The 22,861-nt window shown below is 36.8% G+C and carries 19 protein-coding genes and 1 pseudogene; 7 read left to right on the forward strand and 13 right to left on the reverse strand.

Annotated elements, in window-relative coordinates; genetic code table 11:
- From EGM47_RS16550 to EGM47_RS15875, 3 genes and pseudogenes are all read right to left on the reverse strand, one after another.
- Positions 1 to 124, reverse strand: a pseudogene (locus EGM47_RS16550) (transposase); the annotation flags it as partial.
- A 142-nt stretch (positions 125 to 266) separates the two neighbouring features.
- The gene (locus EGM47_RS15870) at positions 267 to 761 is read right to left on the reverse strand and encodes a hypothetical protein (protein WP_124981825.1); all 495 of its coding nucleotides are present in this window, start codon (positions 759 to 761) and stop codon (positions 267 to 269) included.
- Positions 762 to 766: 5 nt separating this feature from the next.
- Positions 767 to 2,215 (reverse strand): RHS repeat domain-containing protein, encoded by a 1,449-nt coding sequence (locus tag EGM47_RS15875; RefSeq protein ID WP_164510934.1) that lies wholly within the window; start codon positions 2,213 to 2,215, stop codon positions 767 to 769.
- A gap of 110 nt (positions 2,216 to 2,325) precedes the next feature.
- On the opposite strand from EGM47_RS15875, the gene EGM47_RS15880 reads away from it, so the two are divergent.
- Positions 2,326 to 2,646 carry a hypothetical protein gene (locus tag EGM47_RS15880; RefSeq protein WP_124981827.1) on the forward strand — a complete coding sequence of 107 codons (321 nt, stop codon included), beginning with the start codon at positions 2,326 to 2,328 and terminating at the stop codon, positions 2,644 to 2,646.
- Between the two features lie 270 nt (positions 2,647 to 2,916).
- Here EGM47_RS15880 and EGM47_RS15885 read toward each other — a convergent pair whose 3' ends face one another.
- The 10 genes from EGM47_RS15885 to EGM47_RS15930 all read right to left on the reverse strand — a co-directional run bounded on the left by EGM47_RS15885 (position 2,917) and on the right by EGM47_RS15930 (position 18,749).
- A complete protein-coding gene (locus EGM47_RS15885) occupies positions 2,917 to 3,294 on the reverse strand; it encodes a hypothetical protein (RefSeq protein WP_124981828.1) in 378 nt (125 codons plus the stop codon).
- Between the two features lie 2 nt (positions 3,295 to 3,296).
- Complete coding sequence (locus EGM47_RS15890) at positions 3,297 to 7,811, reverse strand: DUF6443 domain-containing protein (protein WP_124981829.1); 4,515 nt, start codon at positions 7,809 to 7,811, stop codon at positions 3,297 to 3,299.
- Between the two features lie 11 nt (positions 7,812 to 7,822).
- Positions 7,823 to 11,566, reverse strand: coding sequence for an RHS repeat protein (locus EGM47_RS15895; RefSeq protein WP_124981830.1), 3,744 nt, complete (start codon positions 11,564 to 11,566; stop codon positions 7,823 to 7,825).
- Between the two features lie 522 nt (positions 11,567 to 12,088).
- Entirely contained in the window at positions 12,089 to 12,676 is a 588-nt protein-coding gene (locus EGM47_RS15900; RefSeq protein WP_124981831.1) for a hypothetical protein, read from the reverse strand.
- A 121-nt stretch (positions 12,677 to 12,797) separates the two neighbouring features.
- On the reverse strand, positions 12,798 to 13,295 hold the full coding sequence (locus EGM47_RS15905) for a hypothetical protein (RefSeq protein WP_124981832.1): 498 nt from the start codon (positions 13,293 to 13,295) through the stop codon (positions 12,798 to 12,800).
- Positions 13,282 to 14,307 carry a hypothetical protein gene (locus tag EGM47_RS15910; RefSeq protein ID WP_124981833.1) on the reverse strand — a complete coding sequence of 342 codons (1,026 nt, stop codon included), beginning with the start codon at positions 14,305 to 14,307 and terminating at the stop codon, positions 13,282 to 13,284. Before EGM47_RS15910 ends, EGM47_RS15905 begins: the two co-directional genes overlap by 14 nt.
- A gap of 5 nt (positions 14,308 to 14,312) precedes the next feature.
- Complete coding sequence (locus EGM47_RS15915) at positions 14,313 to 16,460, reverse strand: type II secretion system protein GspD (protein ID WP_124981834.1); 2,148 nt, start codon at positions 16,458 to 16,460, stop codon at positions 14,313 to 14,315.
- 2 nt (positions 16,461 to 16,462) lie between these two features.
- The gene (locus EGM47_RS15920) at positions 16,463 to 17,866 is read right to left on the reverse strand and encodes a GspE/PulE family protein (protein ID WP_240642498.1); all 1,404 of its coding nucleotides are present in this window, start codon (positions 17,864 to 17,866) and stop codon (positions 16,463 to 16,465) included.
- On the reverse strand, positions 17,863 to 18,336 hold the full coding sequence (locus EGM47_RS15925; protein WP_124981835.1) for a hypothetical protein: 474 nt from the start codon (positions 18,334 to 18,336) through the stop codon (positions 17,863 to 17,865). Before EGM47_RS15925 ends, EGM47_RS15920 begins: the two co-directional genes overlap by 4 nt.
- Complete coding sequence (locus tag EGM47_RS15930; protein WP_124981836.1) at positions 18,336 to 18,749, reverse strand: type II secretion system protein; 414 nt, start codon at positions 18,747 to 18,749, stop codon at positions 18,336 to 18,338. Before EGM47_RS15930 ends, EGM47_RS15925 begins: the two co-directional genes overlap by 1 nt.
- A gap of 76 nt (positions 18,750 to 18,825) precedes the next feature.
- Between EGM47_RS15930 and EGM47_RS15935 the strand changes: the two genes are divergently transcribed.
- Genes EGM47_RS15935 through EGM47_RS15960 form a run of 6 tightly spaced genes read left to right on the forward strand, consistent with a single transcriptional unit; the run spans position 18,826 to position 22,748 of the window.
- Positions 18,826 to 19,194, forward strand: coding sequence for a hypothetical protein (locus EGM47_RS15935; RefSeq protein ID WP_124981837.1), 369 nt, complete (start codon positions 18,826 to 18,828; stop codon positions 19,192 to 19,194).
- A complete protein-coding gene (locus tag EGM47_RS15940) occupies positions 19,194 to 19,664 on the forward strand; it encodes a hypothetical protein (protein ID WP_124981838.1) in 471 nt (156 codons plus the stop codon). The genes EGM47_RS15935 and EGM47_RS15940 overlap by 1 nt, the downstream gene beginning before the upstream one ends.
- Positions 19,651 to 20,856 carry a hypothetical protein gene (locus EGM47_RS15945; protein ID WP_124981839.1) on the forward strand — a complete coding sequence of 402 codons (1,206 nt, stop codon included), beginning with the start codon at positions 19,651 to 19,653 and terminating at the stop codon, positions 20,854 to 20,856. Before EGM47_RS15940 ends, EGM47_RS15945 begins: the two co-directional genes overlap by 14 nt.
- The gene (locus EGM47_RS15950) at positions 20,844 to 21,161 is read left to right on the forward strand and encodes a hypothetical protein (RefSeq protein ID WP_124981840.1); all 318 of its coding nucleotides are present in this window, start codon (positions 20,844 to 20,846) and stop codon (positions 21,159 to 21,161) included. Before EGM47_RS15945 ends, EGM47_RS15950 begins: the two co-directional genes overlap by 13 nt.
- Positions 21,143 to 21,622: a PulJ/GspJ family protein gene (locus tag EGM47_RS15955; protein ID WP_124981841.1), complete on the forward strand. Its 480-nt coding sequence runs from the start codon at positions 21,143 to 21,145 to the stop codon at positions 21,620 to 21,622. The genes EGM47_RS15950 and EGM47_RS15955 overlap by 19 nt, the downstream gene beginning before the upstream one ends.
- Positions 21,612 to 22,748, forward strand: coding sequence for a type II secretion system F family protein (locus EGM47_RS15960; protein WP_124981842.1), 1,137 nt, complete (start codon positions 21,612 to 21,614; stop codon positions 22,746 to 22,748). Before EGM47_RS15955 ends, EGM47_RS15960 begins: the two co-directional genes overlap by 11 nt.
- The last annotated feature ends 113 nt before the right edge of the window (positions 22,749 to 22,861 follow it).

A 22,861-nucleotide genomic window follows, 5' to 3' on the forward strand; every position in this document is an offset into this window, starting at 1 on the left:
ATTGAACACTTTGTTCAAGAATATCGAAATCAACCTGTCGCGTAAAAACATCTATCCAATAGACCGTTGCAAAACTCACGAAATATGCGCCGGCCTTGTGGTGGAATTTGTAGTTTCTGCTCATTCCTCAAAAATACAAAAGCTGCAACACTACATTACAGCTTCTGTATTTTATTTCTTACTCGGTACGCCACTAGTCATAGACTAGCGGTAGCGGGGGACACTACCAACTCAATACAGCGCTTTGGAACACTTTCATCGCGGTTTTAACGATTAGTGCCGCATAATCCGAAATTAGTACGTTCTAATTTTTTATTTTTTAGAGTTGGTAATCTAGCACTGCCAATAGGAGAATCGTACTCAAATCCAAATTTTCTAGAATCGCCTAAAATTTTAGGATAATTTTCAAAGTTGTATATGCGTAAATAAAAATATTCTTGTTTGAGTAAATTAGAATTCAAATTCAACATATATATTCCATCATTTCTAAGGCATGGGTCATAATACTTAAATTTTAGATGAAGTTTTTCACTTTTTAATAGCTTCATAGCTTTATGTTTTTCTATACGAATCCTTCCTGTCTTATAGTCCACATTAGTAGCATTTAAATCTTCATCTAATATTTCAAAATCGCTTAAATAAATAGTCGGATCATTGTCCATGAATATGAGAATTTCAAGATCGACTTGTTCTTGTGAAGATCCAGAAAGACAAGATGAAAATGTTATTATAAATACGATTAAAATGAAAATACTCTTCATAAAATTTAAATTTTGGTAATTTTTTCTAAAGCTTCTTTGGTTAAAGTCAAAATTGGCTTGGATTTAACGGTTATATTATTACCGAAAAAAGCTGCACCTAAAGGTGGTTTTTTCTCATCGATTGTGATACTCCCATCTGGATCAATTGTACCTGTGTGAGTACCCAAACGACCTACAATAATATTTTCTTTATATTCTGAAAACGCTGTAGGATCTGATGGGCCAGGAACTCGAGCATCATTTGAAGATATGAATCCATCGTCTGTAATAGTTGCGTTTAAACCATGCCCATGAATTGATGTACTACTACTTTTTTCATCTAAAGGAATAGCAGGTAATTTACCTTCAGCGACATCACCATTTTGTTGATAAGATCCGTCACCATCTACCACTGTACCATCTGCTTTTACAATTGAGGATTCCTCAGGATTGCCACCATTGTCTATTGTTCGCTTGAGGACACCCAAAGCGGCATTTAGAACAACCTTAGTTGTTTGATAACCTGATTCAACATCTGCTTGACTAGCCAAGCTTCCACCAGACTTACCTTTCTTATAACGTTTATAAGATTTTCGAATTGCTTTAGCTTTTTTTGAATCTCCAATTATACTTACATTACCATCAATACCATTTGCATCTTCACCTATTTTTTCTCCTTTCAAATTGAATAATTCAGTTTGAGGCGCCATCCCATCAGGATCCATAAAGTATATGGGGTTATCAAAGGCATAGTTATAAGGAGAGTGACGACGCATTTGTTCCGCAAGAGGATCAATATTCATCCAACGCCCAAGAGCAGGATCATAATTACGCGCTGTAATGTCTATCCATTCTAAACCTAATTCATCCTGTTCTTCTTTCCCACCAAAGCCATACTTGTGATCACGCCCGTTTACGACATTATTGTACCCTTTGTGTTGTAAGCCAAAAGGATAATAATTATTCTCTTCTCTAATTTCTGTGCTGTTGACTGACCCATCATGGTTATTATCTGCATACGATAGTCTGACGTTTCCTAAGTGATCCTTATATTGATAGACATAATCAAAAGAAGAACCGTTCTGCTCCACATATCCTTCTTCATGGGAGAAAAAGGCCAATTGCTCTGTTCCTCCATTAACCTCATAGATATAGTTGCCCGCGTAGTAGGTGGTGGCATCAGCCACTGGATTAACCGAAGCTGGCGGAGTCAAAAAGATTTCCTTTTTTAGCTTAACACCAGTGGCATCATAAGTATATCTTATCGCTTGACCATTTTCAAAGTTGATACTGGTTAGTAGATTCAAATGATTATAGTTTATACTGGCGATATCTTTATTCCTGTCGGCGGTAAGGTTGCCATTATAATCTCCATACACAAAATCTTTTGGTTGGGTTTGTCCAGCAGGCGCATTGGGCGTATCGCTATACCCTCCATTATAGACGCCGGCCTGTTGGTTATCAGCTGTATCCACCACGTCCAACAGCTGGTTGCTTTTGGGCGCATATTCATATACGAGCTTGTCTACATAATCCATATGCTGGATGTTGTTGGGTGTATCAATATACAAACCAAATCGGTCCAATGAAAGTATATTCCCGTTATCATCATAGTCGATACCGCTTACTGAGTAGTTTTCCTGCGTGTTGGAAGGTTGGTGGAACTGTCCCTTTAGCTCGTCGAGTTCATATCCACTGTGGCGGACTACTATTTACAAAAGTTCTTGATGAAGTTGTTACTACTTACAACACCATTATTTCTCAAATGAATCTAGGTGGAAATACACCTCTTGAAACATTTGAAGGGACTCCTGTACATTTAAATCAATATACCGATGGCCTTGATCTACAAAAAGCAATAAGAATACAAGAAAACAGAAAAAATGCCTGTTCACTATGTTATTAAATCACTAACTCCTTAAGAAACAATAAAAGGAAAGCCTTTTACAACTTTACTTTTATAATTTCAAATACTATTAAAGTAGTAGTTTTGATAACTATCTATAATTGAGCCACATCCCTTATAAGGAACACGCTATTTCAAAATACCCTCGTAGGTTGCATCGCTTGTTCGTGATGCCAAAGCTCGTAATACTTACGCATAAAAAAAACAGCAACTAGTATTTAACCAATTGCTATTTCTTAATTATTACACTCTTATGATCTCAAATATCTCCTAATTCGGAATGTTATCATCATTTAAATGCCCATTATTTGCAGCAATTTCTCGATAAAAATCAACTAACGATTTATCTACTTCCTTACTTAATGGATTAGGAGGATCTACATTATAAATTTTTTTTAGTGCTATCATCTTACTTTGGTATACAGAAACTCCTTTAAATTTCAAGTCATGAGAAATTCTAACATCTTCAATTTGAGAAAAAATATTTTTTACAAAACTGGTATCTTTATGCTCCCCAATTAAATAATAAGCTTCTACTAATTGCGAGGTATTATTACTATTCAACATTTTCTCCACATCTTTCTTATTATAATCATCTTTACAGCTAAAAAACAAAAAAACAAAAAATACATATTTTAAATTGCTCATAATTATTTTACTACAAAGTTAGTTTTCTTTTTTACGATAAATTTATTCTTAGATAAATCCAGCATACTTCGTAAGTTATTGGGAGAAAAACCTCTATAAGTTAGTCCAGGATTGTCTAAGGAAAGACCCCAGAAATTTTGAATTTTAACATCTGAGTCAGCCATTGCTTGAACAGCAACTGAAGTACACGTTCTTCCCCATAGTTCATATTTACCAGGAGATTTGGTAACGTCAGCTAAGTTTTTAAGAATATCATTTTTTTGTCCACTAGTGACTTTTATTTCATAAGAGGTTACATTTTGACCTAGATATGATGCCGTAAAACCTTTATTGTTTTGAATGTGCATAACACCATCGCTATCGATTAGATCATTCAGATCATAAGCTCCATTTCCATCCATATCAGTAGGGTAATAACCATATACAGTACCATCTATTCTTAGAGCTACGTGACCAACATCTTTTACTGCATTAGTATCTTTTTCCCATATTAAAACTTCAAATGATTCACTATACTTAGAATTAAATTCTGAATTAGTTAAATACTCTCCAAATCTGCTAGCATTAGTTAATTTTTCAAAAAAATCTTTAACAGGTCCGTTATCAGCAGATTGACTAATTGAATTAGAACTTTGATTATTCGTTCCGCTCACAAGGTCTGTAAAGGCAACTTGAGCATTTAAGCCAGTAAAATATGACCATCCATCTCCGTGAATAGCATCAGCACCACTTGGGTCAGCCCAAAACACTGGATTATTATCAAATGCTACACTTGTTCCTTGTGAATAATGTGTTACAGGATCAATACCATTGAAACGTCCAATTGCAGGGTCATACATCCTAAAGTCCATCTCATATAAATCAAGTCCCAAGGCTTCTTCGTGTTCGATACTTTGAAGTTTAAACTTGCTTGCAACGTTGTTGCTGTTGGAACTCACGACAATATTGTACCCTTTATGTTCAAGCCCAAAAGGGTAATAATTATTCTCTTCCCTAATTTCTGTGCTGTTGACTGACCCATCATGGTTATTATCTGCATACGATAGTCTGACGTTTCCTAAGTGATCCTTATATTGATAGACATAATCAAATGAAGATCCGTTCTGCTCCACATATCCTTCTTCATGGGAGAAAAAGGCCAATTGCTCTGTTCCTCCATTAACCTCATAGATATAGTTGCCAGCGTAGTAGGTGGTGGCATCAGCCACTGGATTAACCGAAGCTGGCGGAGTCAAAAAGATTTCCTTTTTTAGCTTAACACCACTGGCATCATAAGTATATCTTATCGCTTGACCATTTTCAAAGTTGATGCTGGTTAGTAGATTCAAATGATTATAGTTTATACTGGCGATATCTTTATTCCTGTCGGCGGTAAGGTTGCCATTATAATCTCCATATACAAAATCTTTTGGTTGGGTTTGTCCAGCAGGTGCATTGGGCGTGTCGCTATACCCTCCATTATAGACACCGGCCTGTTGGTTATCAGCTGTATCCACCACGTCCAACAGCTGGTTGCTTTTGGGGGCATATTCATATACGAGCTTGTCTACATAATCCATATGCTGGATGTTGTGGGGTGTATCAATATACAAACCAAATCGGTCCAATGAAAGTATATTTCCGTTATCATCATAGTCGATACCGCTCACTGAGTAGTTTTCCTGAGTGTTGGAAGGTTGGTGGAACTGTCCCTGGTAAGTGGCAGATTTGATTCGGTTCAAGGCATCATAACCAAATTTGTAACCCCTTGACTGGTTGTCATTGGCAGTTTTCCAGTAGGTCTCGGATATATTGCCATTGTACAATGCCTGGGCGCCATGTTCAGGGTTGTTATAACTGATCGAAAAGGCAAATAGGTCAGTACCCAAATTCAAATCGTCATTGATATTTTGTAACCAGCCCCTTACATTATAAGTGTAGTCAACATCCTGCAAACGCTGTGAGGAAGTTGTTGCGCCCCCTACCGATTTCTGGATCAGCTGCCCCATGGCATCATAGGTGTTACTTACCAAACGCTCCCTGGCCTGCGCATTGACCTCCTGATCATGAGTAAGTAGGCGATCCATGTGGTCGTAGCCCATAAAATCCATGAGCGTAATGGTCTGTGCAAGACTGGTTTTGTGATGTTGATTTCTAGCTTCCAATGTTTTTCCTACAAAGTCTAACTTCATCCAGGATTTGTCCCATGTACCCAAGTGATTGTTATACACTGCCGCGGCAACCGGTTGCGCTTTCTCATTGTAATAGGTAGTACTGGTCGTCCAATCACCTGTTCCCAATACACGTACCTCTGCTATTGTAGATAAACCTATATTGGAACTTGACAGCTGCGCTCCGTAAAAATCAGCATACTCCAGTTGCTGCTGTTGTGAGGCGCTATTGTCATATTTCTTATTGAGACCACTGTTAATAGTTTGGTCATCGTAATAATTTACGATTAGAACGCTAGTGATAAGCTCATCCGAAGGAAAATTCTTATTCGTATAGTAAATGTCCTTTCCATCATTTGTAAATGGGGATGCACTCCTGGTCTCATAGTGTTGGGAAGGGGTATGACCATCGAATTGTTGCTGCAATTGCTTTCTGTCTTGGCTGCTTTCGTAGATTCCTGTATAGACGACACGCCCCAGTTTATCGTATTTGGTAAAGAGCCATGTCTTTTTAGTTTTGATGGGGAATGTGTTGATCGGATTCCTCTGGTTACCATCTTGAGTCATCACTGGGCGATCCAGCCTATCGTAGACGATATGTTCCCAATCTTTACCTGGTATCTTCTTTTCAACCAACCTGTTGCGGTGGTCGTACTCATAGATGTAGCACAACCCCTCCAATGTGGGCTGATCAATATTTGGTTGGGTCAAGACATCAGGTCCAGAAAAGTTGATGGTCAGATGTGATATTTCTCCCGATCCCACAATCTTGATGTGGTTATTATATATTGAAAAGGTGTAGCTGTATCCACTACCTGATAAGGTTCCTAATGACCTGTTAGCAAGGCTTCTATTAATTCCCAACGGTATATCAGCATTCAGTATTTCAAGTTGCCCGCTGTGGCTTGAATTAAATATCAATTGAATGTTATCGTTGGTATCAACAACAACTTTTAGACCTCCGGTACCGTCATGAGGATTGGGAATTGTTACATCTAGTATTTCATCATTGCTATACGGTAAAAGAGCTGATTCATAATCGTCCCTTACCAGATTGGACACATTCATGTAGTCGGTCCAAGGAAAATTCTTCTCATAGTTGACTCCATTTTCATTGGTTACAGTCGCATTGAGCTGTGATAGTTCTCCATACCCTGAGATAAATATTTGTCTGTCTAATATGCTAATAGTGTACTCATATCCATCTCCACTAATAGTTCCTATATCTGTATCATCGTAAACTCCATAGGGCTCTAAGTCAAATACATAACCCTGCAATAATTCAATTGGTTCATCTACCGATAAATTGAAGTTGATTGAAATGCTATCGCTATTGTTGTAGGTTGTAACGGTCATTCCTCCTTGACCATTATAGGTGTTTTCCAGTCGAACGTTGAGGATCTGGCTATTGTCATAATCAGACAATTGTTCGTTATAGGAGTCCGCAAACTGCCGATCGACATTTACTACATCCGTCCATGGCACGTGGATCACGTGACCAAGAGTGGGAACCTGATCGTAGCGTACAACTGATTTACTGCCTTTAGGGGATAAGACGTAAGTTAAATTTCCAAAATCATCGTATATGTACTGCGTATCTAATGCTTGATTATCCTCAAAGGTTCGCTTTAGAACTATTCTGCCAGATTTATCTTTGTATTCTTCGACCGTATGGTCTTTGCCATCAGCTGGCGTCCAGTTTTCATCTTTTACGATCGATTTGTAAAGTTGGCCCTGAATATAGGCTCCTCCAAAGACCAGGCTTGGCTCAAAGGGATCCGTGGTGCTGCCAAACTCAACTCCAAACATCCTAACCGCATCAGCGCTTGTATTGGTCTGATAATCCATCTTTACCTCATGACCTGAGTCCATGGCCCAATCACTTCCAGGTGCGGCTTGTCTAAATACGCGGTTTAGTGGAGAAGCTTCATATTCTACCTCGCTGTAGGGATTTAAAATGCCTGTTGTAAAATCATCTGAATAGTTGGTCTGGTAATACCCCTCGATCTCAGCTACAGGGTCCACGACAAGATTTAGTGTGCCGTTAGTTACCTGTGTATTTGTAGCGTACGGAAGATATGTCTTTGCTTCACGACCATATTGATCATACTCATGGTGCTGTACAATATTTTCCTTGTTACCTCCAGCTCTCACTTGAATGGACTGAAGTGGCCTGCCTAGACCATCAAAATATTGGATGCTCTCTATCTTATCATCTTGGGCAATCGGCTGGCTAGTATTTGAATCTATCAAGCCGTCAGCCGTCTCTACCTTAAAGGCAGTGGACTTGATATTATTTGTAGAAGGTGTCTGTGCGTTAAGCGCTGTGCCTGCCATAAGCAGCAAGCCGGTCAGTAGTTGTCTCATCGTTGGTTGGATTAGTTCTGTGTGGCGTATTTATATTCGTTTTCGGAAAGCACATTGCCATCGTGGTCTACCACGCGCTCTAGGCGATTAAAGTCATCATCATACTCGTAGATTGTGCTGCGCCCCCTGGGGTCCGTCATTTTCGTAATGCCGACTCCTACTTCGTACTCGTAGGTGGTCAACAAAAATGGATCCTCAACGCTAAAGGCCGAACGCAGGGCGTCAATGGCAGACAGGTCCGTTTCATCAAACGCATCTAGCTGCTGTTCAGTTATCCCCAGCCTAGAAGCCAAATCTGCATAGGACAAGCCTTCAATCTTGGCGATGGGGAGTGAACCATTGTGCCCCCAGATATAACTCACGTGCGTCCCGTCTTTTTTACTCACATCTAAGACATTGCCAAATTCATCATAACGATGATATTTTAATCGCGATTCCGAGGGCATATCGCCCTTGGCAGTGCGCACTTCTGTGGCCACAAATTGATTGGTTAGTGGTTGATCATAAATGTACTGTACAGTTGAAGTAAGTTCATTATTTAGGTAACTTCTTTGTAAGATTGGAGACTCCTTCATATTTGCGTTTGTTCTCATTTCATTTATTATAATGATGTCAGACGCATTAAATAAGCTACTTATGGTCGATGGACTATTTCCTTGTAAATAGAAGTCAGAATAAACAATTTGATTTTCTATTGTTTCTCCTTCGCTATTCGTTGTGATTTGCTTGTTTAATTGGAGATTATTGGGATTGTAGGTTGATGTAGTAGTGTTAGAAACAATTGTTGGGTTATTGGAAGAATCGTAATAATAACTCTTTTGAGATGAGGATTTCAGATAAGAAAAATTAAAGAAGTCAATATTTAATACATTATGTAACAACACAGGAGTAATTAGCGGGCTAACAGAACCACAATCGCCATAATACCCAGATGTTCCTGAAGAAAGTGGTGAAACATCTTGTGTCTGATTTATATAATTTTGAAGCGTATGATAATATACGGTTCGAGCACAATCTTTTCGTTCGACAGGAAAAAGAGTGATTCCTATAGGCTCTTGAAAATAATCAAATTCATTTATTTCTTCCGATAGAATTCTATCTTGTTGATCATATATCTTTTTTGTTTTTAACAAACCATGCTTGAATGATAAATCTCTCGTAGGGGTGAATGGCCAGATGTAGCTATATTGAGAATTACTCGGGTAATCTTTTGGATTTGAATATTCTAATTCTGTTACGCCAAGATAATTGTTGCCTAAGAAGTTATCATCACTCTTGATAATTTTAACCTTACTATAACCAACATAACCACCTTTCGTAAGGCTGGATCTCGGCATATAATTATACTGAGTAACGTCGTAATGAAGAGTATATGGATCAACAGTACCCGTTAAACCATTATTACCTGATGAGATCTCTGTAACAATAGCAAATTCATAAGATTTTTCAAAATCGTACCAATTATCATGATCCAAAACTCCATCAATGACGCCATAGTGATTAATAATATTTGGTAATAACGTAAGACCCAAAGGACCGTCATCATAGATAAACTTAGTGGTCAAGGGAAGTCCTCCTAAAGATTCATAATCTTTGATTGTTTTAATTCGAAGTCCACCTCCCGCAACATACCTCTGCAATGTGTTTTTTGCAGATCTAAAGTACATTTTTGATTCAACGTGCAGCGGTACTTGGTTTGTGGTGCTGACACTTAAATTCCTAAAACTCATAATGTAGCTTCCAGCTTCTAATCTTTGTAGACCATCTTTATCAAAGGAACCTCCGGTATAGAATTCAAAAGAATTGTTAGAGGTGTTGAATTTTTCTATAACAAAACTAAGGTTATTTAAATATGATATGACTGAAGGATCCGTTGGATCTCCGAAAATAAAATTCTTGTAAAAAGACACATCTTGTTCAAAATCAATTGTAAATAAAACGTCCGGTCCTTGAACTAATTGATAATCATTAGAAGTATGGGAATTGAAAACAACTGAACTTTGTTCAAGGGTAGAGTTGATAATATTTTTATCATAGAATTCATAATCCGTTAAATCTCTATCTCCTAAGCTATTGATCTTGTTGCTTTCAAATTCAAATTCTTTAAAACCAGAGGTGGGATAGTCGATTCTAAGTAGACTTCCATATTTTACTGATTCTTCATTTGCACTAGATTTGTGAATTTCCCAACTCGTTGGCATCCATATATCACTAGGTTCATTATAGTATCCCCAAATATCAGTTATATCAGAAAATGAAAGCGAAAGTGTAGAATTAGGCACTAGTTCTTCAGGTTTATAGTAACTTAAAATATAATCCATGGATTCTGTAGACAAAATATCCTTTTTAAATGATATTTTGTCTAGAAAGAGTCTTTGGTAATCATCGACATCAGGACCTTGAGAGTTATATTCAAAATCAACGGTTTTTAAGGCGTTAGAGTTATTATTGTTTAGTATTATAATACGCTCCAGAACTTTACCTGAATTATCATCATATTCCATATGATGATCTGTTGATGTTTCAAAGTGTATTTCTACTCCATCATTGAAAGTGATAAGTTGTGGTTTTTTAGTATCAATGGTTAAAAAAGTAATTTGGTTGGTTTCTTTTGGAAGAGCTATCGAATTATTGTAATCCTCATAGCCAGGAGTAGGATACTGAGGGTCTTTTTCAAATACCTTGATATAAGAGAAGTTGAAGCCTGTATGATCTACGTTTCTAACAAATGTTTCGGGGATGTTTTGGTCTTGTAAATAAAAATTACCTTCTTCTAAGGTAATAGCATTAATGTAGTTTTTGGTTTTCACAATTCCAGTGGCCAGTTTTTCTTCTATGTCATAATAGTTGTAACTAAGAAGAGATTGATCATTTGAATTTAAGACTGATGAGACTTTCCAAGCAGACTTATAAGTGTTTGTTAATTCTGAAGGATTGATGTCTGAACCATCTTGATACTCTGTAAAGGTTACATTTCTAGATTGGGTTAATTCTGGTTGGTTTAAGATGTATTGATTACCATTCACATCAGTAACCTTAAATGAATTGATTTCAAATGTCAAAGGGTCATAATTATTGACTTCAACTTTTAAATTTGAATTGTTCTCTAAATATTTAATTATCAAAGTAGAGCTTGGAGGTTGTAATCTGTGGATTACAAATCTAGCGGTTTCCCCAAAGATATTTACTTGATATAAATCTAAGTCTTTGTCGAAGGCTCCTTCTTGGTAAACCTGACCTGATCCCCATCCCATAGTATTCCATAGAAAGTTTTTCGTTTCAAAGTCAGATGCTGAAGCAGGGTTACTCCAATCAATGCCAAAATAATTATTGTGTAAAACTCCTACCTGCTTGGTGTCTCTAAATTGATTTGAGGGGTGCGTCTTATAATATTCATCTGGAATCCCTCTAACTGTTCTAGAAATAACAGCCTCTCCGCTTAAAGACCATGATACACCTGTCCAACTTGACCTTTCGGTAACTTTTAAATTTGTAGTACTATAATTTAATGCCAAATTAAGAGGAGTATTTGGAGCTATATTTTTATTATAAATAGGTATAGATATACTGGGTTGGCCTGTGTAATAATCTACAGGTATTTCCTCAATTTTCATTAAGGAAGCAACAGTTGGCGAAGGCGGTATAATCGTTGGTAAATCTGATGGGCTTGAATTTTGTGCTTGAGTAAAATTAAAAAGCAAAAATGCAAGGATAAGAGTTGATTCTAAATTATTGAAAGAAAAAGATTTAATCATGGTTTTGGTTGGTATTCTAATTAATGTTCTCGCTAAACTTATAGTGAATATTTAAATTTAAAATATGTATTACATATTTCTAGCAGTTAAATAAAACTTGTTAAATATATCTCATACATATTCTTCTTTGTAGCAGATCACTTGTCTTAACAAATGGTTAACAGAAACTATTTATATTTATCAAAACAAAATTAGCTTCAACACTCGTGGTAAACTAGAGTTAGGACGGTTTCTAGATGAAATTGACCGCTTCTAACTTTAGAGAACGATTTAACAGTTTATCTAACGCTATAACTAAATCCCCATAATTCCTAGCTCTTTAATTTTAGGTCCTTTTGAAATATAGGGTCATTTTAATTTTATAAAAATTAGAGGTTTTTTTCTAAACTTTTAAATTAGGCATCGTGGGTACTCATAGTTGTAATTTGATGTTTTTACAAAAGCCTTAATAAATACGATTTTGCTGAGCCGATTTAATTAATTTTTGTCTTCCAACTGATCCATCCCTCAGTTGTCCCTAGTTTACCCTTCAGTATTTCTCAACACCTGACCGTAGTAAGCACCTCCGGCATTATCTCCTTGAAAAGCAAAATGGCGATGCCCACCAAAATATGGGCCTAGCTTCAATTTCATTTGAAGCATCTCATATGGATGTGTGGTGATTGGAGGGAAGAATGTCAAATTATAGGGATTGCTCTCGGACAACGAATTTAGCACTGAATTTTTTTGTATTTGATGATCATAGCTATTGATATCCACCCTGCCATTGGTTCTCCTTGAAACATGTCCACCTATATTCAAATTCCATCCCAGCCCTACCAAGCTTGCTTCTTCTTCAACTTTTATTCCCCCCGCATGATAGCGAAGGTTAATCGGGATTGAGATAGCCCCGTCTCGGATCGTATGTAGAGGGATATTTATGTCTGGTACACCAGTATATAAATTAGTTTTAATATCTTCAAACTTCATAAAAGAAGCAACATCAGGACTCGCAAAATCTGGAGCCGTCTTTACATCTGGTCCGGATGATTGCTGTGCGAATACAAGAAATAAATTTGAAAATAGGATGAAAAAAGTCATCAAATGACTTTGGGTTGGTTGGTAGGTCATTAGTTTTAATTTGAACTAAAAATAAATGCAATCCTCCATCAACATATTAACCCAATGTAAAATAACTCTAGTTTAACAACTATTACCTTTGAGCAGATTTGGAATGTCTGACGAAGCGAATTTACCTGTTAGAAAGTAAGATCAACTCAAGACTTAAATGTTCTGACTCTCGGTATGTTCTTTTATGAACTAGCCATGATGCACTGACCAAACGGGTGTTGGAACTGTCTTGTAGTAATTGATCAATGAATTGAATCAATTCCCGATATTGCCCTTTCAACTGGAGTTGATGGTACTTGACAATACTAAGATCACCAGATATAACGATTTCATCATTATAATTGACGATTTCGAGCGATTGAGCCTCTTTCGTATATTGTAACAATAACGTCCGTAAATCTTTTTGTGAAATATTATTCTCAGCCAGCTTAGTTTTAATCATCCTATTTTGTGAAGCAAGCCTTTCTAAATTTCTTTGCTTTTCTTTAAGCCCTTGGATGTTGATAGTCTTCAGCTCCTGATGATAAGCGAAAGTATTTTTGACTGTAAATTGCCAAGAAATAACTATTATGACCAATATGATCATAATTAAAATAATGTTACGTTTATCGAGTTTCATCCAGTCGAACTAATATTTTAAAATCTACTTTTCCTGCATCTTCATTGATAGACTGTACCAAAACTTCGCTTATTAGATCTTGCTCTTTTAGAAAAGCCAAATAATCGTTCAATAAGATTTTAGAAGTTGTAACTCCTGAAAGAATCAACTCATTTTGTTGAATTCGTAACTCTTGATCCACCTTAATTTTAGATTTTAAAGGTTGATATTCAACGGTATTAAATTTGATTTCTTCATCAAAAAGCATAATGCTATTAAGGAATCTTATTAATTCGATGTCTTCAGAGTTATCACTATTTAATATCAATCGATTTGCTTTCACTTCCTCTTGCAAGTTTTGAATTTTCTGATCAATATTTTTAAATGATTGGGCTGAGATCTTAACAGTTTCCAGCTCTTTCCTGTACTGCTCGTGATAAAAGAAATTGATCAATAATCCAACTAAAAACACTGTAATGGCAGACCACTTAACGACCTCAAAAAAACGCTTGTTAAATAATTTTTCTTGAAAGTTCTTTTCTAGAGCGTCGAGATTACTTTGACCATTAACTGACTTCAACCTCATTCCCAAACCAATCTCGGCGAGTTCACCGTCAGTAAAATCTTGATTACTCGTTGAAATTGCGGTCAGCGAAGGAGCAAGTCTGATATGATTGATATAGCGTTTAGGCAGGTTATGTTTGTCTATAAGTGATTTCAAATAAGATTTTTTAATGATTGAAATCACATTGCAATTTAAAGACTGATAATCAAAATATATATCTGTAGTCCTGATGGCAGGAAACGCCTCTTCCAGTGCATCTTGTGGATTACTACTGACTACGATCTCAGTAATAATTTCCTTAGATTTTAGGATGAGCAACGTGTCATAGAAATGAAAATTATCAGTCACTTTAGGACTATATTCCTTTACAATCGATATACTGCCTTCTTTTATAGCTACCTCATAAGCCGTGAGGACTTCTTCATTAAGTACTAAAGCTATAGGGCGGTATGAGAATTGATATTTCAATGCAATTACTTAAGAACAGTAGGACGTATAAGAATGGCTAGCTTGCGCTTAGTTCCTTCGCGCACTCTCTTGCTAAACAAAAATTTGATAATGGGAATTCTTGCCAGAAAAGGAACTCCAGAACCCGTATTGCTTTTAATAACTTCCTCTAAGCCACCCAGAATAACTATATCCTTGTCTTGAACTCTGATGGTGGAAGTAAATTGACGAGAAGTGATATCGGGTGGTGCGTCTTCATTGATTCGAGTTCCAGTAAAAGTTGATTGGTTGACCACAATTCCCATAGTGATTTCTCCTTCCTCAGAGACTACCGGCTTAATGAATACACCTAATTCTGCATCTATTGGCTGAAAATTTTCAACAATTTGTGTTTGCGGATTTTGAGCCCCAATAATATCTCTGCTGGTAATGACATAATAAGTTGTTTGTCCGATGGAAAGGTTGGCTTGATGACCGTTCAAAACGGAAAGTTTAGGTGAAGATTGAATATTGATATCTCCATTAGTTTCCATGGCCTTTAGTCTAGCAAAAAAATTTGGAACAACCCTGCCTAAGTTAATGGAAGCAAAACCTTCTATGCCTCCAAGAACCCTATTTACAGTATTTGCCCCGAGAGTAAGATCAGTATTGGGGTAAATATTACCTGTCGTGTTGGTGGGCTGATTAGCCAGACCCCACTCGATTCCCGTTTCTACAGTAGAAGTACGATTAATCTCAATAATCATAGTCTCTATTAATATGACGGGAACTGGTTTGTCAATGGAGTTGACTAATTTTTTAAATTTTTCAACCTTATCTGCGGCTCCACTTACTACAAAACTGTTTAACTCCCGATCTATTTTAATATCCAAAGACTGGATCACATCATCTGGCATCAAATCGCTGATGACATCAGCAAGACCTTCAGTATTAGCAGGATAATTTTGTCTCGGTAAATTGTTAGCAAGATTATTTGAGTTTTGAGAAAACCCGTTGTTTGTGATAAGTCCATTTTGGCTGAAATTACCTGCACGGGCAAATGATTGTTGCACCGCAAAGCTATTGTTTCTTTCCAACTCTTGATCCTTAATAATCTCAATAGAGCGGTATTTTAAAGGCACCAATTCGACAGTTCGCAAGGATAACTGCGAGCTGGTTCCGAAGTAAAATAAATTACCTTCTCTTTTAAAGGTATACGCATCAGCTGGATTTTGATCCTGATTATTGCTGCGCCTGGTGTTTATCTGACCGTTGATAGGGTCAGTGCTCAAATTTGTGTTTTGCTGTGATTCAAAAATTTTCCGCAGTAAATCCTCAAACTCAATAGAATTGGATTTCATAGTAGCCTTGCCCGCATCTGACAATGGGGAGGCAAGAAAAATGCCAAGATCCAGATCTTCAGCAATGGATAATACAATATTTTCAACCGATACCTCTTTAAAATTAACTCTTAATTGCTGTCTTAAAGTATCAAGAATAGTGTAGTCGAAATTACGCCCACGACGTTCAAATGGTCTAGAGCTTGAAGAGCCAGCTTCTGTAGGAATAGAGGAAAATAAGTAAAAACCATCTTCCGACTCCTCAAACAATAGATTATTACCTAGCGCTAATTGTTCCATGGCCTTTTTAAGCTGTACGTCTTTAATAAAGATACTCAATGCTTTGTTTTGTAAACTTTTGTCGTAGAGCAGATTCTTCCCAGTTTGTTCGGTAATCGTCCTGAAAACTTCATCTAACGGGGCATTATTTAGATCCATGGATATGTATCCTCTGGAAAGATCATAGTTTACTTCTGAGCGATCAGTATTCACTACAACTTGTGGTTCAATCCATTTTTTTACGGTAATTATATTACCGACAAAATCATATTCAAGTCCATATTGCTTGGCCAAATAGAGAAGAAGATTGCTCACTTCTACCTCGTTGAAGGTATTTTCAATTCTAATATTTTTCAGCTCTTGAGCGATTACCATGTTCATGTCATGTACTCTGGCTACCGCAGTGAGCAAGGTATGAACATCTGTATTAGCAAGGTCCAGCTCAACAGTTTCTCCTAGACCTTCAATTTGTTGCACCTGCTGAGCGATTTTAGCCTCTAATTGGATAAGCCGCGAATTTTGCGCCAAAGAAAGACTAGTTAAAAGTAAGAAGATGATGGTTGGGAAGTACTTCATAATTATTCAATCAGTAGGGGGTAAACCTCGGCGTAGGAAGTTTTTCGATCTTTTAAAAGACGTATGGCTTGTTCTTTAATGCTGATAAAACTAAGGGAATCTGCATCACTATCATAAGATGAGCTGTTATTTTTAATTTTTTCAGTCATTTTTTCGTCAATTTCAATCATTTCAAACAACGCTGTTCTTCCTGAATATCCAGTGTAATGACAACGAGAGCATCCTTTAGCTAAAGCGTGTTGATGAAGAAAAGCCTTATTATGTGTAAAAAGCGCTATATCAGAATTTTCTATTTCCATGCAATGCGTACATAATAATCGCACGAGCCGCTGTGCCACACTAAGGTTGAGCGTTGAGGCAATAAGGTAGTTGGGAATACCCATGTCCTTTAATCGGTCAATTGTTCCCAAAGCAGAATTGGTATGTATTGTTGATAACACCAGATGTCCAGTTAGAGAGGCCTTAACAGCCATTTGAGCGGTTTCTTGATCCCGGATTTCTCCCACCATGATTATATCTGGATCTTGTCTTAGGAAAGTTTTCAACGCTGCAGCAAAATCAAAACCTATATCATGTTTAACCTGCACCTGATTAATCCCTTCCAACGTATATTCAATTGGATCCTCAACCGTAAGTACATTATTGCTTTCTTGATTTAACTCCTTTAAAGTGGCATAGAGCGTTGTGGTTTTTCCAGAACCAGTAGGTCCACTAATCAATATAATGCCATTGGTCTTGTTGTAGGCTTTTTTATAAGTCTCCAACTGATCGTGTGAGAGTCCTAATTTAGAAATACTTACGTCTTCTTGATTTGACTCCAATAAACGCATTACCACTTTCTCTCCATGCAGACTCGGTAAGGAAGATACCCGGATGTCTATTTGACCTACACCTTGAATCCGTTGAGAAATTCTGCCATCCTGATTTCTTCTTTTTTCAGAAATATTTAAATTGGATTTAATCTTTATTTTATTCACTAGAAGTGAATGTTCCGAGGCTGGTAATTGATAAAATGTTTTTAAGGCACCGTCAATACGAAATCTTACCCTTGTTTGTTTAGACAAAGGTTCTACATGAACATCGCTCGAATTTACTTGATATGCGTGATGAATAATAGTTTCAAAAACATCATCACTTACTTGTAAACGGCGACTACCCGTAGCGGAATTAACTCTATAATTAAAAGAAACATACTGATCAAAATCTGACTCAGTTATTCTTTCAAATGTGAGTTGTTCGTCCAGGATCATACTAATCTCCTGTTTTTTCAGTATTTCCTCAGGCAATTTGTGATAGGCCAAAATACCTTTTGAATGCTTTTTTACCAATATGATTCCATAATGATTCACCTGCTCTGGAGTAAGCATCTGCTTAAGTTGGGCTGGTATGGAATAATCGATGATCAAGAAAAAAAGTTGAATTGCTCAATAAACTTCTGACCAGCTAAGTAAATAGTCATATAGCCTGCCAAAGGCACTGAGGTGTGAGTTGTATATTTTCTTTTTAAGATCAAATGAAGTGATAGAGCTGCCACAAGTGAAATCACAAACTGCAATACGAATTCTTCAATTCCATAGCCTAATGCAAAGGCCAAAAATACGACCACATCACCTTTTCCCAAAGTTTGTTTTGGATCCATTCCCTTCAAGAACTTAAAATACAATGCAACTCCACCCAACATCAACAGGATAAGCGCGGTGTTCACTGCGGATTCCAAAATGTAAATCTGAAAAAACAAACTTTTTGAATACTGTAGACAACCAGATGCCAGTAAAAATAAAAGTAGAACCACCAGATGCACCTGCCTATCCTTAAGATCCTGAAGCAAAATAATAGCCGCAGAGATCGCCAGCACAATCAATAATATTATAGGCATCAATCTTTAACCACCTCCTTAAATACACCAGTTTCATCGATACGCCACAGATTTAATGTCCCATCTCCGTCAAAGTCTACCACAGCCTCAGCTTCTATAACAAAAGATGATGGTGTAACCTCTAACACCCGGTAATCATATTTGGCAATTCCTCCTTCTTTTTCAGTCAGTGGTTGATCAAAATCCAGATCCTTGAGATCTTGCGCATATTTGGAATTAATGTATCGATATTGTGTTTGCAAAGTATATAAAGATCTTAATTGAAGTTGGGCTTCCAATGCCTTGGTAGAGGAAATAAATGGCATCAAATTAGGCAACAGAATCATGGTCGCGATCCCGACGATACATAAAGTAACCAACATCTCTTGTAGATTGAAGGCGCTCAAGTGATTCGGTTGAGTTGGATTTCGCATTCTTGATTAGCTTGAAATGCTAAAATACATAAAATTCGTTTTATCTTTAGCGCAAAGGAAAACAAAGATGGATCATATGATCAAGTACCGCATTGGGATACTGTGGGCATTATTGATTTTTACCAGTTGTGAAGATATAATAAATGAGGATAATTTGAATAACAATCAAATTATCTTAGTGGCACCAGCTAACGACACTAACCTTTCTCCTGGTGTTGTACAATTTGACTGGCAAGCCTTAGAAGGCGCCAGCTCTTATCGAATTCAGATTGCCCGTCCAGATTTTATCAATCCTGAACAAATTGTCTGGGACGAAATCGTGCAGGATTCCACAGGTACAAATTCTGCTGTAAATTTGGAAGAAGGTAGTTACGAATGGAGAGTGCGAGGCCAGAACAGTGTTTATGTCACACCTTATAGTTCTGCTTTTTTAGAGATCAATTGATGCTTAAATCCAAGAAATCATTATTCGTACTTATTCCGCTGACCTTAATGATTTGGGGAATAATCGGATATCAAATTTATGATGGATTGAATCCTGAGTTGCCACCATTGGAACAAGTTGATCAATCCCGCTTTCGCGAAAGCGAAAAGGAAAAAGCAGTTTTGCAGCCACTCAAAGTCCCAATCTATGATCCTTTTTTAGGAACACGGTATACACCTAAAAAGACAAAACAAACCATTGCGAAATCTAGCGTCATCAACAAAAAGGAGGTCAACTGGCCATCGATTAATTATCTAGGGTTTATCAAGAAAAAGGACGGGAAACGGAAGGTGGCTGCTTTGCAGATCAATGGTCAGGTACTCACATTTGAGCCAAGACAGACAATTGATAGTATACAATTACTGAGCGCTACATCTGGTTATGCTGAATTGAAATACCAAGGAACCCTTAAAAGATTTGAAAAAAACTAAATTACCTAGCCACCTTAAAGCAAACGCCTTGCAGTACACACTAATCATAGGTGTGGTGATTTTTATCTTGGTGTTGAGTATCATTTTGTATTTTCATTTCAATACACTTGTAGGATATACAACTGACCTGAAGGTCAAACAAATTCGCAAAAATCAAGATACATTTTTACAAGAGCCATCATTTGCCTACGAAGGTTTAGCCATAAAAAATTGGGGGGCATTTCAAATTACGACTTCGAGCAAGGAAGGGGATGTTGAACAGTGGGGTCCATTAACCCTTGCAGGCATGACAGCCCAGAAATGGCATCAAGGTAAACTACCACAACTACACCTTGAAAATAACCCAGGATCTCTGCAGATTTCGGGATCAACAAGAATGGAAGGTGTACTCCATGTTCCCAACGAAATCATCAAAACTAGCAATGTCGCAGGAAGAATATATGAAGGTAGAGCCTCAGGTAATATTCTTTTGAGGAGTTCGCAGGACAGACTTCCTAAGTATCGTGGCGGGTTATCCACTTTTCAAGAAGCCATGGATTCAACCAAGGACAGTATATTGACTGAACTTCCCACTCAATTGACCCATTCATTCTTAAAAAAAACTGTAGTTTATCGAGACGCTGAAGAGATTATACTTACCGATAACAAATTGACAGGCAACATAAAAATAATCTCAGATCGTCGAATTACTGTTTCCCACAGCGCTCAATTGAAGGATGTACTTTTGATTGCACCAACGATTGAAATTGCACCAAGGTCAGTTATGCAAGCTCACCTTGTGGGTACTGATAGCCTGATCCTAAACAAAAATGCCCACTTACAGTTTCCTAGTTCAATGACGACTTTAGTTAAAGAGGAAAACCAAGGTAGGATCCTATTGAAAGAAAAGAGTAGAGTTGACGGATTAATTAATCAATTTTCCCTGCCAAAGCCCAAAGTGTATGTACCAAATTTGGAAATCTCAGATGGTGCTATTGTGAACGGATTAATTTATAACTTAGGCATCACCCAATTGAAAGGAACGGTGAATGGTAGTATTTTTACACATAAGTTTGTGGCATTGGAAAAAGGTTCGGTATATATAAACCTTATTCTTGATGGGGAAATCAGAAATCCCGAATGGACTTCAAAATTATTAGATTTATTTGATTTAAAGTCACCTAAAAATCAACCGATCCAATGGCTCTATTAAAAAAAATAAAAGCTAGTACGGTGCTTGAAAACCTAATAGCCAGCGTGATCTTAATGGTCGTTTTTATCATCGCTGGGAATGCTTTGAACCAAAGCTTTAAATCAAGTATTGACAATCGTGACCTGAGTTTTGATAATGAGGTAAAACGAACGGTTTATTTAATTGTAAACGATCAATTGGACACTCCACAATATATTGAAGTCAACAATCATAATGCTTCATTTTATGAAAAAGATGGATTCTTGATTGTTGAAGGTAAAAAACACAACTTTTTTAAGGATAAAATATGTTGTTTAAAAAGGTAAACTCGTTCACCTTGACGGAAACGTTGGTAGCCCTCCTGCTCATGGTAATTATCGTCGGAATAGCTTCTACCATAGTGAATTTAACGTCTCAAAACATCAGAATCATTAAGCAAAATGAAAACGGTTACCGGGATCTGGAGCAACTTGAATTATTATTAGAGATTGATTTTTCAAGGAGTAAAAGTGTGGTTATTGTAGATTCTACTTTGTTGTTTAAAAGCCCCGTACAAAATATCACCTACACATTCAACCAAACATCAATTGATGATTCTCGAAATTTGATGCGTGGTCAGGATACCTTATTAAAAAGGGGATTTGAATTGGAATTTTTTAAAAATGGTAAAGGAACCACCAAAGGTTTGCTCGATGCAATTGAAGTACAATTAACGAAAACTGATCATTTTATATTTGTGACGAAACCCAATGACCTGATTACAGAACTACGACCTTATGGCTTTTGATTTATCAAAAATAACAAAGTCTGATCCAGATATTTCAACAAAAGAAGACGGGCAAAGCATATGGGAGAGGGAGATATTCTCCTTTACCCCAACTTTTTCAAAAAAAATTAAAGAGACTTTTTATCTGGAATTAGGAATTCTTCTTGATTCTGGTATACCTCTTAAGCAAGCTCTTGATCTGGTTGCACAAGGTTTAAAAAAGAAAAAGCCTAAAGAAGTATTACAAAAAATTTCCGATCGATTGGTTCAGGGAAGCACTTTAAGTGCAGGGTTTAAGGAACACAATGTGTTTACAAACTATGAAGTGCGCTCCATAAAAATAGGGGAGGAGACAGGAAGGTTAACAGAAGTTATTAAAAGTCTCGCTGATTATTACAAACAACATAATGAGCAAAAAAAGGAATTGCTCAACGCACTGACCTATCCAATAATTGTTTTAATAACTGCAGTAGTAGTAGTTTATTTTATGCTCAATTTTGTGGTCCCAATTTTTCAGGATTTGTTTAAAAGAAACAACACAGAATTACCTTGGATAACTGAAATGGTGATAAAGGCTTCTGAGCTTCTAAATCAATACGGACTGCTAGCCTTAGCTTTGTTGGTTGCAGGATTAATTGCGAGACGCTTATTAGCAAAAAACAAAACTTATCAAAAATGGAAGGGATTGATAATTATCAAAGTACCCTATATTGGAACATTGACTACCCGTAGCTACATCAATCAGTTTATCAATGCCATGAGCCTTCTATCAAGTGCCAAGATTAATGTTACCCATGCCTTGAAATTGATCAGTAACATGATCCCATACTACCCCCTCAACGCTGCACTAGAACAGATCAATAGAGATTTGATTAATGGCGACTCACAGTCTGAGGCTTTCAAAAAACATCCAAAACTATTTGATAATAAGTTAATTGCAATGATTCAAGTGGCAGAGCAGACTAATCAAGATGAATTAGTCTATCAAAACTTGAAATTGCATTACAACAACCTGCTCAAGCAACAAGCTAAAACTTTTACCAATCTAATCAATCCGATCCTCACTTTACTTGTAGGTTGTATAGTTGGTTTTATACTGATAGCTTTATACTTACCTATGTTTAAGATGAGTACTTTGATTGGTTGATTCGTTTGTTTACTCTATTATGTTCGTAACGGTTTAAATTGGGAATTAAAGCTACATGTATGAAACGTGATGTGCTTTTAAATAGTGCTTTTATTCTTAAAGAAATTGACTTA

The sequence above is a fragment of the Nonlabens xiamenensis genome, from assembly GCF_003865345.1.
Taxonomy (GTDB): domain Bacteria; phylum Bacteroidota; class Bacteroidia; order Flavobacteriales; family Flavobacteriaceae; genus Nonlabens; species Nonlabens xiamenensis.